At 68.6% G+C, this 12,551-nt stretch carries 11 protein-coding genes; 10 read left to right on the top strand and 1 reads right to left on the bottom strand.

Annotated features, from left to right (window positions below; all coding sequences use genetic code 11):
• Nucleotides 1-124: 124 nt before the first annotated feature.
• The 5 genes from AC1PME_RS11255 (at nucleotide 125) to AC1PME_RS11235 (ending at nucleotide 4,499) form a co-directional block, all read left to right on the top strand.
• Complete coding sequence (locus tag AC1PME_RS11255) at nucleotides 125-376, top strand: FeoA family protein (protein ID WP_254458117.1); 252 nt, start codon at nucleotides 125-127, stop codon at nucleotides 374-376.
• The gene (feoB, locus tag AC1PME_RS11250) at nucleotides 373-2,232 is read left to right on the top strand and encodes a ferrous iron transport protein B (RefSeq protein WP_481095915.1); all 1,860 of its coding nucleotides are present in this window, start codon (nucleotides 373-375) and stop codon (nucleotides 2,230-2,232) included. The genes AC1PME_RS11255 and feoB overlap by 4 nt, the downstream gene beginning before the upstream one ends.
• A 1-nt stretch (nucleotide 2,233) precedes the next feature.
• Nucleotides 2,234-2,488 carry a DUF6587 family protein gene (locus AC1PME_RS11245; RefSeq protein WP_307550682.1) on the top strand — a complete coding sequence of 85 codons (255 nt, stop codon included), beginning with the start codon at nucleotides 2,234-2,236 and terminating at the stop codon, nucleotides 2,486-2,488.
• A gap of 65 nt (nucleotides 2,489-2,553) precedes the next feature.
• The gene (locus AC1PME_RS11240) at nucleotides 2,554-3,762 is read left to right on the top strand and encodes an aminotransferase-like domain-containing protein (RefSeq protein WP_307550680.1); all 1,209 of its coding nucleotides are present in this window, start codon (nucleotides 2,554-2,556) and stop codon (nucleotides 3,760-3,762) included.
• A 20-nt stretch (nucleotides 3,763-3,782) separates the two neighbouring features.
• Nucleotides 3,783-4,499 carry an MOSC domain-containing protein gene (locus tag AC1PME_RS11235; protein ID WP_481095914.1) on the top strand — a complete coding sequence of 239 codons (717 nt, stop codon included), beginning with the start codon at nucleotides 3,783-3,785 and terminating at the stop codon, nucleotides 4,497-4,499.
• 156 nt (nucleotides 4,500-4,655) lie between these two features.
• Here AC1PME_RS11235 and AC1PME_RS11230 read toward each other — a convergent pair whose 3' ends face one another.
• Nucleotides 4,656-5,579 carry an IS110 family transposase gene (locus tag AC1PME_RS11230; protein ID WP_254460678.1) on the bottom strand — a complete coding sequence of 308 codons (924 nt, stop codon included), beginning with the start codon at nucleotides 5,577-5,579 and terminating at the stop codon, nucleotides 4,656-4,658.
• Between the two features lie 621 nt (nucleotides 5,580-6,200).
• Here AC1PME_RS11230 and dapB point away from each other — a divergent pair.
• The 5 genes from dapB (at nucleotide 6,201) to greA (ending at nucleotide 12,551) form a co-directional block, all read left to right on the top strand.
• Entirely contained in the window at nucleotides 6,201-6,917 is a 717-nt protein-coding gene (gene dapB / locus AC1PME_RS11225; protein WP_307550676.1) for a 4-hydroxy-tetrahydrodipicolinate reductase, read from the top strand.
• A 162-nt stretch (nucleotides 6,918-7,079) separates the two neighbouring features.
• The gene (gene carA, locus AC1PME_RS11220) at nucleotides 7,080-8,207 is read left to right on the top strand and encodes a glutamine-hydrolyzing carbamoyl-phosphate synthase small subunit (RefSeq protein ID WP_481095913.1); all 1,128 of its coding nucleotides are present in this window, start codon (nucleotides 7,080-7,082) and stop codon (nucleotides 8,205-8,207) included.
• Nucleotides 8,204-8,773: a hypothetical protein gene (locus tag AC1PME_RS11215; protein ID WP_481095912.1), complete on the top strand. Its 570-nt coding sequence runs from the start codon at nucleotides 8,204-8,206 to the stop codon at nucleotides 8,771-8,773. The genes carA and AC1PME_RS11215 overlap by 4 nt, the downstream gene beginning before the upstream one ends.
• Before the next feature lie 62 nt (nucleotides 8,774-8,835).
• Nucleotides 8,836-12,078: a carbamoyl-phosphate synthase large subunit gene (gene carB / locus AC1PME_RS11210; RefSeq protein WP_481095911.1), complete on the top strand. Its 3,243-nt coding sequence runs from the start codon at nucleotides 8,836-8,838 to the stop codon at nucleotides 12,076-12,078.
• An 8-nt stretch (nucleotides 12,079-12,086) separates the two neighbouring features.
• Nucleotides 12,087-12,551 carry a transcription elongation factor GreA gene (gene greA, locus AC1PME_RS11205; RefSeq protein WP_184502593.1) on the top strand — a complete coding sequence of 155 codons (465 nt, stop codon included), beginning with the start codon at nucleotides 12,087-12,089 and terminating at the stop codon, nucleotides 12,549-12,551.

Genomic DNA, 12,551 nt, shown 5'->3' with positions numbered 1-12,551 from the left:
CGAACACGCTCGTACAAAGGGGAAACGGCAGCCATACGGCGATCATAGCCGGCTGTGCCGGCGCCGCCATGACGCGCCGCGGCGATGCTACAATTGATAACCATTCTTATCGACGGATCGTGCTGTGACGTTGTCCGACATGCCGTTGCGCAGCAGCGCCCTCGTGGAATCCGTGCACGACCGCCAGCCCAACGACGCCATCGCCCGGCGTCTGCGCGAGCTGGGCTTCGTCGCCGGCGAACAGGTGCAGGTGCTGACCAGCGGGCCGGTCGGCGGCGAACCGCTGCTGGTGCAGGTGGGCTATACGCGCTTCGCGCTGCGGCGCAGCGAGGCGGCGCGGGTGCAGGTCAGCGCGCTGGACGAGGTGCGGCCGTGAGTGCGGCCGCCGCGCCGCTGCGCCTGGCCCTGGTCGGCAACCCGAACTGCGGCAAGACCGCGCTGTTCAACCAGTTGACCGGCAGCAAGCAGAAGGTCGCCAACTACGCCGGCGTCACCGTCGAGCGCAAGGAGGGCCGTTTCCGCGCGCCGTCCGGGCGCGAATTCGCGGTGCTGGATCTGCCCGGCGCCTACAGCCTGCAGCCGGCCAGCCTGGACGAGGCGATCACCCGCGACCTGTGCCGCGGCTTCTACCCGGGCGAGCCGGCGCCGGACGTGCTGGTGTGCGTGGTCGACGCCACCAACCTGCGCCTGCACCTGCGCTTCGCGCTGGAGCTGCGCGAGCTGGGCAAGCCGATGCTGGTGGCCCTGAACATGGTCGACGCGGCGCAGCGCCGCGGCATCCAGATCGACCGCCAGGCGCTGGAGCAGGCGCTGGGCGTGCCGGTGATCGAGACCGTGGCGGTGCGCCGCAACGGCGCGCGCGCCCTGGTCGAGCGCCTGGACACGCTGGCGCCCGCGCTGCCGCCGGCAGTGGCGCCGGCCGAGGGGCAGGGCGACTACCACCAGCAGGTGCGCGCGATTCTTGCCGCGGCCGTGTCGATGCCGACCCGCACCTCGCGCATCGATGATGCGCTGGACCGCTGGCTGCTGCATCCGGTGGCCGGCCTGTTGACCCTAGTGCTGGTGATGTTCCTGATCTTCCAGGCGGTTTTCGCCTGGGCGCAGCCTGTGATGGACCTGATCGACGGTGGGACCAAGGCGCTAGGCGTCTGGGTCGGCGGAACGCTGCCGGAGGGGCCGCTGAACAGCCTGCTGGTGGACGGCATCATCGCCGGCCTCGGCGGCGTGGTGATCTTCCTGCCGCAGATCCTGATCCTGTTCGCCTTCATCCTGGCGCTGGAGGAATCCGGCTACCTGCCGCGCGCGGCGTTCCTGCTCGATCGCATGATGGCCGCGGCCGGCCTGTCCGGCCGCTCGTTCATCCCGCTGTTGTCCAGCTTCGCCTGCGCCGTGCCGGGGATCATGTCCACGCGCAGCATCCAGGACCCGCGCGACCGCCTGGCCACCATCCTGGTCGCGCCGCTGATGACCTGTTCGGCGCGCCTGCCGGTTTACACATTGCTGATCGCCGCGTTTGTGCCGCAGAAGCAGGTGTGGGGCGTGCTCAATCAGCAGGGCCTGGTGTTGTTCGGCCTGTACGTGGCGGCGATCGTCAGTGGATTGGCGGTATCGTGGACGATGAAGAAATGGCGCCGCGACAAGGGCGAGCATCCGCTGCTGCTGGAGCTGCCATCCTACCGCGTGCCGCACCTGCGCGACCTGGCGCTGGGCCTGTGGGAGCGCGCGGCGATCTTCCTCAAGCGCGTCGGCGGCATCATCCTGGCGTTGACCATCCTGCTGTGGTTCCTGCTGAACTTTCCGGCGCCGCCGGCCGACGCCACCCTGCCGGCGATCGACTACAGCTTCGCCGGCCGCATCGGCCACGCCATGACCACGGTGTTTTCGCCGCTGGGCTTCAACTGGCAGATCTGCATCGCGCTGATCCCCGGCCTGGCCGCGCGCGAGGTGGCGGTGTCGTCGCTGGCGACGGTGTACGCGCTGTCGGCGGCCGACGACGATGCCGCCGCGCAGGCGCTGTCGCCGCTGATCCACGACGGCTGGTCGCTGGCCACCGCGCTGTCGCTGCTGGTCTGGTACATCTACGCGCCGATGTGCATTTCCACGCTGGCCACGATCAAGCGCGAGACCAATTCGTGGAAGCAGATGAGCTTTGCCGCGTTCTACCTGTTCGCGCTGGCGTATCTGGCCTCGCTGGTCACCTACCAGGTCGCGGTGGCGCTGGGAGCCGGCTGAGATGAGCGCGTCGCTGCTGCTGCAGTACCTGGTGATCGCACTGGCGGTGCTGGTCAGCGCCTGGGTGGTGCTGAAGAAGCAGTTCCCCGGTGCCGCGCGCAAGCTGCGCGGTGCGCTCGCGCTGCGCCTGCTCAGGCCCGGCCGCGCGAGCTGGCTGCAGGCGCTGGGCCGGCGCATCGCGCCGCCGGTCAGTGCCGGCACCGGTGCCTGTGGCGGCTGCGACAGTTGCGGACCGACGCCGCCGCGGCGGCACTAGAGGGCGTGCCGGCCGGCGCACGCTTGTGCGCCGCACATGCGTGCCGCGATGGCCGCGATTATCCTATGCCGATGACCACCTCCTTCCCGTTCTCCCGCCGTGCGCAGGCGCTGACCAGTTCGGCGATCCGCGAAATCCTCAAGGTCACCGAACGCCCGGAGGTGATCTCCTTCGCCGGCGGCCTGCCGTCGCCGGAGACCTTCCCGGTCGCGCGCATGCGCGAGGCCTGCGACAAGGTGTTGCGCGACGCGCCGCAGGCGGCGCTGCAGTACGGCCCCACCGAAGGCTATCTGCCGCTGCGCGAATGGGTGGCGGCGCGGCTGAGCCGCGACGGCGCCAGCATCCGGCCCAGCCAGGTGCTGATCACCACCGGTTCGCAGCAGGGCCTGGACCTGCTCGGCAAGGTGTTCATCGACGAGGGCAGCAAGGTGCTGGTGGAGACGCCCAGCTACCTCGGCGCGCTGCAGGCGTTCTCGCTGTTCCAGCCGGCGTTCGCGGCGATGCAGTCGGACGACGACGGGCTGGTGGTGGACGCGCTGGACGCGCCGCAGCTGGACGGCGCGCGCTTCATGTACGTGCTGCCGAACTTCCAGAATCCGACCGGGCGGCGCCTGCCGTTGCATCGGCGCCAGGCGCTGGTCGCGCGCGCGGCCGAGGCCGGTGTGTCCATCGTCGAGGACGATCCCTACGGCGAACTGTGCTACAGCGGCGACACCCTGCCGAGCCTGCTGTCGATGAACCCGGACGGCGTCATCTACATGGGCTCGTTCTCCAAGGTGTTCGCCCCGGGCCTGCGCCTGGGCTACCTGGTCGCGCCGGAGGCGGTGCACGCCAAGCTGGTGCAGGCCAAGCAGGCCGCCGACCTGCACACGCCGTCGTTCAGCCAGCGCATCGTGTACGAGGCGGTACAGGACGGCTTCCTGGATGCGCACATCCCCGGCATCCGCGCCCTGTACGCCAGCCGCTGCGAGCAGATGCTCGCCGCCCTGGCCAAGTATTTCCCCACGCAGGTGCGCTGGAACCGCCCGGCGGGCGGCATGTTCATCTGGGTCGAACTGCCGCAGGGCATGGACGGTGGCGCGCTGCTGAGCAAGGCGATCGAGCGCAACGTGGCCTTCGTGCCGGGGGCGCCGTTCTTCGCGGTCGCGCCGCAGCGCAATACGCTGCGGCTGTCGTTCGTGACCGTGCCGGCCGAGCGCATCGAGACCGGCGTGCGCATCCTTGGTGCGCTGTTGCAGGACGAGGTCGCCGCGCACAGGCGCGCGACGGCCTGAGCCCGGCATCGGGTCAGGCGATGACAGCTCCTGATTCCGCCGTGGCGGCGTGGACCATCGATGCGGTCCTGGTCGGTCGCGCCCAGGCGTTCACCCGTCCAGGCAGCCGCAGCGCGATCGACAAGCGGCCGCAGGCCGGGCGTCTGCGCATCGGCCTGGAGGGGCTGGAGCTGGACGAGCAGGGCGACCGCCGTGTGCATGGCGGCCCCGACAAGGCCTTGCATCATTATCCGCGCGACCATTACCCGGCCTGGCGCGAGGAGCTGGGCGCGCATGCCTTGCTGGACGCGCCGGGCGCGTTCGGCGAAAACCTCAGCAGTTGCGGCGTGACCGAGGCCAACCTGTGCCTCGGCGACCGGCTGCGCCTGGGGACGGCTGTGGTCGAGGTGTCGCAGTCGCGGCAGCCGTGCTGGAAGCTGTCCGACCGCTTCGGCGTGGCCGCGCTGGCGCGGCGCGTGCAGGACAGCGGCCGCACCGGTTGGTACTACCGTGTGCTGGAGCCCGGCGAGGTGGCCGCCGGCGACAGTCTGGTGCTGCTGGAGCGTCCGCATCCACAGTGGTCTCTGGCGCGCCTGGTCGGCCTGCTGTACCGGCGCGAGATCGACCCGGCGCAACTGCAGGAGGTGCTGGCGCTGCCGCTGGTGCCGAACTGGCGCACCTTGTTCGAGCGGCGCTTGGCGCACCGCGCGGTGGAGGATTGGGACAAACGCTTGTTGGGGCAGGCGGCGGCCGAGTAGGGCGGTCGATCGCTCCGGCGAGTGCGCTCCCCTCTCGGCGGGAGCGGTGGCGTCGACAGGTGCATGCCCGATTGGGTGGGTGCAACGCGTCGGGGCTGAAGCCCCTCCCACAATGCCTTGCCAGCGGCGTCGTTGACCGTCTGTAGGAGTCAACTGTCATGCCCCAGCGATAACCGGAGGAGCGTACGGTGCCTGATCGCGCGCGATGGCATTGAGCCAGCGCAGGAACTTGTGCATGCAGGCGACGATGGCGACCTTGGCCGGCTTGCCGGCCGCGCGCAAGCGCGCGTAGGTGTTGGCCAAGGGGGATTTGGCGCGGATGCTGGCCCAGGTGGCCATGTACAGCACGCCTCGCACGTCGGCACGGCCGCCTTTGATGCGACGTTGGCCTTTCCAGCAGCCGCTGTCGTGATTGAACGGGGCCAGCCCGACCAGGGCGGCGAGCTTGCGTGGCGGCAGCGTGCCCAGCTCTGGCAACCGCGCGGCCAGCACTGCGCGCAGGATCGTGCCGAGCCCAGGTACCTTGGGCAAGCTCGAGCAGGTCTTGCCCTGCTGCTCGATCTCCTGCGTCAATGTCTGGATCTGCTGGTTCAGCAGGGCGATCACCTCTCGGCAGCGGTGTTGCACCTTGGCGCTGGTGATGTGTTCCAGGCGCCGCCGATGGGCATCGCGCTGGCCCACCAGGGTGGCACGCAGGTCCAACAGTTCGCGAAGAGACTGCTGGTGCTCGGGCACCACGGTCGTGGGCGTGGTCGGGATGTGCTGGGCGGCGATGGCCAGCAGGCGCGCGTCCAGGGCGTCGGTCTTGGCCTGCAGGCCCAAGGCTTGGGCTAGCTTGCGCGGACGATCGGCGGCCATCCGCACTGCCGGCAGGGCCGCCTCTCGGAGCACCCGCAGCACGGCATGTTCGTAGCCGCCACTGGCTTCCAGCAAGATCCGCTCGCAGCCCAGCTCCACCAGGCGTTGGGCCAGCACACGCTGCCCCTGTGGCGTATTGGGTTGGGTCCAGGCCTGCTCGTCCGGCAGGACATGAATGACCAGTTCGGCCTTGGATACATCGATCCCGACATAGCGCCGCATAGACGTTCTCCGCAGTAGACTCAGGAACGAGAGCACTCCTGCCGATGCCCATGCTTGTGGAGTTCGAGCTCGCGACTCGGGCAACTGTTCGGGCTGATGAGGCAGGAGATACGGGGTGCGGCGGCGCTGACTCCTACTCGTGCTTGCTGGCACTGCGGCTAAACGGCCTGCCGCACTCCGCTCTCACTTACAACGATAGACTCTCATTTGACACAAGCGGCTTCCGCCGCGACGAACGAGGCCGCGCTGTATCCGAAGCGCGGCGCCGTCCGCCTCGAGCATGCTCCGTGCAAGGCGATGCGGGTGCAGCGTCGATCGCGTAACGGCAGCAGGGCTCCCGCGTGAGATCGGGCGGTCCGGCGTCGGGGCTGAAGCCCCTCCCACAGGGGGTGTCCGATCGGCTGCGCTGTCTCTTGGCAGATGCCAAGTGCCAAGTGCCGAGTACCAAGTGCCTCGCTCGGCGGCTTTTGGGTCGCTTCCAGTGCCTCCACAGCCTTGTGGGAGGGGCTTCAGCCCCGACGAGTGAAGCATCGCCACGTCCGAGGCGGTGCGTCGGGCGCTTGCGTCTCCGGTGCACGCGCCCTCTGTCGCAGTCGCGCGCAAACCGCTAGCCTTGTGCCGATGACGACTTCTCCGCTGCGTGTGTTGATCCATGGTGCGTCCGGCCGCATGGGCCAGGCGTTGTTGCGGCTGGCCGCGCAGGACCCGGCGCTGCAGGTGGTGGCCGCGGTGGTGCGGCGCGCGCCGGCGCAGCGGGTGATCGACGGGGTGCCGTATTTCGCCGCGGCCGAGCTGGGCGGGGTGCCCGCTTTCGACGTGGCGATCGATTTCAGCCTGCCGCAGGGCTTCGACCCGGTGTTGGCCTTGTGCACGGCGCGCGGCGCGGCACTGGTGTCCGGCACCACCGGGCTGGAGGACGCACAGCGGCAGGCGCTGGCCGCCGCCGCCGACCGCATTCCGCTGATCTGGGCATCGAACTTCAGCCTGGGTGTGGCGGTGCTGCACGATCTGGTCGAGCGCGCCGCCGCGGCGCTGCCGGGCTGGGATTGCGACATCGTCGAATCCCACCATGTGCACAAGCAGGACGCGCCTTCCGGCACCGCGCTGACCCTCGGCGCAGCCGCCGCGCAGGGCGGCGCCACTGCGCGCTACGCCAGCCTGCGCGCCGGCGACATCGTCGGCGAGCATCTGGTGCAGTTCGCCGGACTCGGCGAGCGGGTCGAACTGGTGCATCGCGCCAGCAATCGCGACATCTTCGCCCGTGGTGCGCTGCATGCCGCTGCGCGCCTGCCGGGGCGTGCGCCCGGGGCCTACCGGCTGCGCGACCTGCTCGGCTGAACAGGCACTTCACCCAAACGGCTGGCGCGGACCGCCCCGCGTCGGTACAATTCTCGCTCGCCTGTTACCCATCGCCACGGACCCGGAGAAGCGCCGAGTTCGCGGTTTCTTGCAGCCTGCAAGTTGGTGGGGCAGGGTTCCTCTCTCCCCAAGGCGAACCCCGTGACTCAACCCGCAATCCTTGTCCTTGAAGACGGCACCGTGTTCGAGGGCGAATCCGTAGGCGCTGCCGGCCTGTCCGTCGGCGAAGTGGTGTTCAACACCGCCATGACCGGCTACCAGGAGATCCTCACCGATCCCTCCTACGCCCGCCAACTGGTCACGCTGACCTATCCGCATATCGGCAACACCGGCTGCACCGACCAGGACGACGAGGCCGCCCAGGTCTGGTCGGCCGGCCTGATCGTGCGCGACGTGCCGCGCCGCCCGAGCAACTGGCGCAACCGGGTGGCGCTGCCGGACTGGCTGATCCAGCGCGGCGTGGTCGCCATCGCCGGCATCGATACCCGCAAGCTGACCCGCATCCTGCGCGAGAAGGGCTCCCAGAACGGCGCGCTGATGGCCGGCGACGTGAACGTGGACACCGCGCTGGAAGCGGCGCGCAAGTTCCCGGGGCTCAAGGGCATGGACCTGGCCAAGGTGGTGTCCACCGACACCGCCTATCCCTGGCGCGACGGCCAGCTCGACCTGGACAGCAACGCGTTCGTGCAGGCCGAGCCCAAGTTCAAGGTCGTCGCCTACGACTACGGGGTCAAGTACAACATCCTGCGCATGCTCGCCGAGCGCGGCTGCGAGGTGACCGTGGTGCCGGCGCAGACGCCGGTCGCCGAGGTGCTGGCGATGAACCCGCACGGCGTGTTCCTGTCCAACGGCCCCGGCGACCCGGCCCCGTGCGACTACGCGATCGCCGCGATCAAGGAACTGCTGGCGCGCAAGATCCCGACCTTCGGCATCTGCCTGGGCCATCAGTTGCTGGCGCTGGCCGCCGGCGCGCAGACCCTGAAGATGGGCCACGGCCACCACGGCGCCAACCACCCGGTGCAGGACCTGGACAGCGGTCGGGTGATGATCACCTCGCAGAACCACGGCTTCGCGGTGGACGAGGCGACGCTGCCGGCCAACGTGCGCGTCACCCACCGCTCGCTGTTCGACGGCAGCAACCAAGGCATCGCGCTCACCGACGCGCCGGCCTTCAGTTTCCAGGGCCACCCGGAAGCCTCGCCGGGCCCGCGCGACGTGGCGCCGCTGTTCGATCGCTTCACCGCGCTGATGGCGGCGGCAGGCGCATGAACGTTCGCCAGCTGATGTTGGCAATTCTTCTGGCCTGCACTGGAGCTGCAAATGCCGCCGACGTATCGGAGGCGCAAGCGTCGCAACTTTTTCAGATCATCGGATTGAAAGAGGCGGCGTCTATCTACGCCAGGGACTCGGTGGCGGCGGCGCCGTTGTTCCAGAAGCTCGGTTCAGATCAGAAAGGCTGCATCGCTGGGCTCGTGGGAGAGGCGATCGCGCTGAATACCATGGCGCAGTTGAAGACGATCTTCCAGGATGACGATACGGCGGGGCGCTGGATCGCGTTTTCTGGAACACCTGCTGGCCAGCGCTACATGCACTATGTGGCCGCGAACGCAAAGGCCGTTTTTCTGAATCAACCCAAGCCTGATGGCGCCGAACTGCTGCTTGGAATGAGCCCTGATCAAGCGGCGCAGGCGCGTGAATTCATCTCTTCGCCTGCGGGAATGGTGTTTCGCGCGGCACCGCCTCTGACTGTCCCCACCATGACGGAAGAGCAGCAGGCCGCGCTCGGGGATGAGCTCATCCATCGTTGTCGATTGTCCGAACATGATGTTTCCTGAACGACTTTAAACGTTAGGCGCTCAGCCTCAAAAACGTCGAAAGCCCAGACTTCGAGAAAGAAATGCCCAAGCGCACCGACCTCAAAACCATCCTCATCATCGGCGCCGGCCCGATCGTCATCGGCCAGGCCTGCGAGTTCGACTACTCCGGCGCGCAGGCGTGCAAGGCATTGCGCGACGAGGGCTACCGGGTGGTGCTGGTCAACAGCAACCCGGCCACGATCATGACCGACCCGAACATGGCCGACGCCGTGTACATCGAGCCGATCAACTGGCAGACGGTCGAGAAGATCATCGCCAAGGAAAAGCCCGACGCGCTGCTGCCGACCATGGGCGGCCAGACCGCGCTGAACTGCGCGCTGGACCTGGCCGACCACGGCGTGCTGGAGAAGTACGGCGTGGAGCTGATCGGAGCCAAGCGCGAGGCCATCCGCATGGCCGAGGACCGCGAACTGTTCCGCGTGGCGATGGGCGAGATCGGCCTGGAGTGCCCGAAGGCGGCGGTGGCGCACACCCTGGAAGAGGCGCTGGAGATCCAGGCCACGGTCGGCTACCCGACCATCATCCGCCCCAGCTTCACCCTCGGCGGCAGCGGCGGCGGCATCGCCTACAACCGCGAAGAGCTGATCGAGATCGTCGGCCGCGGCCTGGAACTGTCGCCGACCAGCGAAGTGCTGGTCGAGGAATCGGTGCTGGGCTGGAAGGAGTTCGAGATGGAAGTTGTCCGCGACACCGCGGACAACTGCATCATCGTCTGCTCGATCGAGAACCTGGACCCGATGGGCGTGCACACCGGCGACTCGATCACCGTGGCCCCGGCGCAGACCCTGACCGACAAGGAATACCAGCGCCTGCGCGACGCCTCGATCGCGGTGCTGCGCAAGATCGGCGTGGACACCGGCGGCTCCAACGTGCAGTTCGGTATCAACGCGCAGACCGGCCGCGTGGTGGTGATCGAGATGAACCCGCGCGTGTCACGCTCCTCGGCGCTGGCCTCCAAGGCCACCGGCTTCCCGATCGCCAAGGTCGCGGCCAAGCTGGCGGTGGGCTACACCCTGGACGAACTGAAGAACGAGATCACCGGCGGGCTGACCCCGGCCTCGTTCGAGCCGTCGATCGACTACGTGGTCACCAAGATCCCGCGCTTCGCCTTCGAGAAGTTCCCGCAGGCCGATGCGCGCCTGACCACGCAGATGAAGTCGGTGGGCGAGGTGATGGCGATGGGCCGCACCTTCTCCGAATCGCTGCAGAAGGCGCTGCGCGGCCTGGAGACCGGCAAGATCGGCCTCGACCCGACCGGCCTGGACCTGGCCAGCGAGGACGACCTGGCCGCGCTCAAGCGCGAACTGAAGGCGCCCGGCCCGGAGCGGCTGTTCTACGTCGCCGACGCGTTCCGCGCCGGCATGAGCGTGGAGCAGGTGCATGCGCTGTCGTTCATCGACCCCTGGTTCCTGGACCAGATCGAGGAGCTGATGGCGCAGGAAGCGCAACTGGCCGCCGACGGCCTGGGCGCGCTGGACGCGGCGCGTCTGCGCACCCTCAAGCGCGCCGGCTTCTCCGATGCGCGCCTGGCGCAGCTGACCGGCACCAACGAGGCCGCGGTGCGCGCGCTGCGCCGCGCGCACAAGGTGCGCCCGGTGTACAAGCGGGTGGACTCGTGCGCGGCCGAATTCGCCACCAGCACCGCCTACCTGTATTCGACCTACGAGGACGAGTGCGAGGCCGCGCCGAGCGACCGCGAGAAGATCATGATCCTCGGCGGCGGCCCCAACCGCATCGGCCAGGGCATCGAGTTCGACTACTGCTGCGTGCACGCGGCGCTGGCGCTGCGCGAGGACGGCTACGAGACCATCATGGTCAACTGCAATCCGGAGACCGTGTCCACCGACTACGACACCTCCGATCGCCTGTACTTCGAGCCGCTGACCCTGGAAGACGTGCTGGAGATCGTCGAGCTGGAGCAGCCCAAGGGCGTGATCGTGCAGTACGGCGGGCAGACCCCGCTGAAGCTGGCGCGCGCGCTGGAGGCCAACGGCGTGCCGGTGATCGGCACCTCGCCGGACTCGATCGACCTGGCCGAGGACCGCGAGCGCTTCCAGCAGCTGGTCGACCAGCTCGGCCTGAAGCAGCCGCCGAACCGCATCGCCCGCAACGCCGAGGAAGCGCTGGTGCTGGCGCGCGAGATCGGCTATCCGCTGGTGGTGCGCCCGAGCTACGTGCTCGGCGGCCGCGCCATGGAGATCGTCTACGGCGAATCCGACCTGGCGCGCTACGTGCGCGACGCGGTCAAGGTCTCCAACGATTCGCCGGTGCTGCTGGACCGCTTCCTCGACAATGCGGTGGAAGTGGACGTGGACATCATCGCCGACCATAGCGGGCAGGTGCTGATCGGCGGCGTCATGGAGCACATCGAGGAAGCCGGCGTGCACTCGGGCGATTCGTCCTGCTCGCTGCCGCCGTACTCGCTGTCGGCGGCCACCCAGACCGAGCTGCGCCGCCAGGTGGTCGAACTGGCCAAGGCGCTGCACGTGGTCGGGCTGATGAACACCCAGTTCGCGGTGCAGGTCAACGATGCCGGCGACGACATCGTCTACCTGCTGGAAGTGAACCCGCGCGCCTCGCGCACCGTGCCGTTCGTGTCCAAGGCGATCGGCGTGCCGCTGGCCAAGATCGCCGCGCGCTGCATGGCCGGCAAGACCCTGGCCGAGCAGGGCGCGCTGAAGGAAATCGTGCCCGACTACTACTCGGTGAAGGAGGCGATCTTCCCGTTCGCCAAGTTCCAGGGCGTCGATCCGATCCTCGGCCCGGAGATGCGTTCCACCGGCGAGGTGATGGGCGTGGGCCGCAGCTTCGGCGCGGCGTTCGCGCGCGCGCAGGAAGCCGGCGGCATCAAGGCGCCGCCGCTGGGCAAGGCCTTCGTGTCGGTGCGCGACCCGGACAAGCAGCGCGTGCTGCCGGTGGCGCAGGCGCTGGTCGAGCGCGGCTACACCCTGGTCGCCACCCGCGGCACCTGCGCCTGGCTGCAGCAGCACGGCCTGCAGTGCGAGCAGGTGAACAAGGTCGCCGAGGGCCGCCCGCACATCGTCGACCTGATCAAGAACGGCGAAATCGTGTATATCGTCAACACCACCGAGGGCCGGGCGGCGATCTCCGACTCGTTCTCGATCCGCCGCGAAGCCCTGCAGCATCGCGTCACCTATTCGACCACGGTCGCCGGCGCGCGTGCGCTGGTGCATTCACTGGAATTCCGCGGCACCGGTCCGGTCTGGGCGCTGCAGGAACTGCACAAGGAGCTGGAAGCGTGAGAGCCCCGATCACCATGCAAGGCGCGCAGCGGCTGCGCGAGGAACTGGATCACCTGAAGTCGGTCAAGCGTCCCGAAGTCATCACTGCGATCGCCGAGGCGCGCGCGCATGGCGACCTCAAGGAGAACGCCGAGTATCACGCCGCGCGCGAACAGCAGGGTTTCATCGAAGGCCGCATCAAGCAGTTGGAGAGCGAGCTGTCGCACGCCGAGGTCATCGACGTCAGCAAGCTGGCGGTCGGCAGCAAGGTGGTGTTCGGCGCCACCGTGACCCTGGCCGACGTCGAGACCGACGAGGAAAAGCGCTACCAGTTGGTCGGCGACCTGGAAGCGGACATCAAGCAGGGCCTGATCGCGATCTCCTCGCCGTTGGCGCGCGCGCTGATCGGCAAGATGGAAGGCGACAGCGTCAGCATCGACGCCCCGGCCGGACGCCGCGAGTACGAGATCGTCAGCGTCGCCTACGTCGGCTGA

This window comes from Xanthomonas sp. NCPPB 901, assembly GCF_056725085.1.
Note: the sequence above shows the minus strand (reverse complement) of the source record. Positions and strands in the feature narration are given on the sequence as shown.

What these genes read in the sequence shown, in the direction of transcription:
- AC1PME_RS11245 (WP_307550682.1), top strand. Translation starts at nt 2,234, where the DNA reads ATGAGCGCGTCGCTGCTGCTGCAGTACCTGGTGATCGCACTGGCGGTG.
- AC1PME_RS11240 (WP_307550680.1), top strand. Translation starts at nt 2,554, where the DNA reads ATGCCGATGACCACCTCCTTCCCGTTCTCCCGCCGTGCGCAGGCGCTG.
- AC1PME_RS11235 (WP_481095914.1), top strand. Translation starts at nt 3,783, where the DNA reads ATGACAGCTCCTGATTCCGCCGTGGCGGCGTGGACCATCGATGCGGTC.
- AC1PME_RS11230 (WP_254460678.1), bottom strand. Translation starts at nt 5,579, where the DNA reads ATGCGGCGCTATGTCGGGATCGATGTATCCAAGGCCGAACTGGTCATT.
- dapB (WP_307550676.1), top strand. Translation starts at nt 6,201, where the DNA reads ATGACGACTTCTCCGCTGCGTGTGTTGATCCATGGTGCGTCCGGCCGC.
- AC1PME_RS11215 (WP_481095912.1), top strand. Translation starts at nt 8,204, where the DNA reads ATGAACGTTCGCCAGCTGATGTTGGCAATTCTTCTGGCCTGCACTGGA.
- carB (WP_481095911.1), top strand. Translation starts at nt 8,836, where the DNA reads ATGCCCAAGCGCACCGACCTCAAAACCATCCTCATCATCGGCGCCGGC.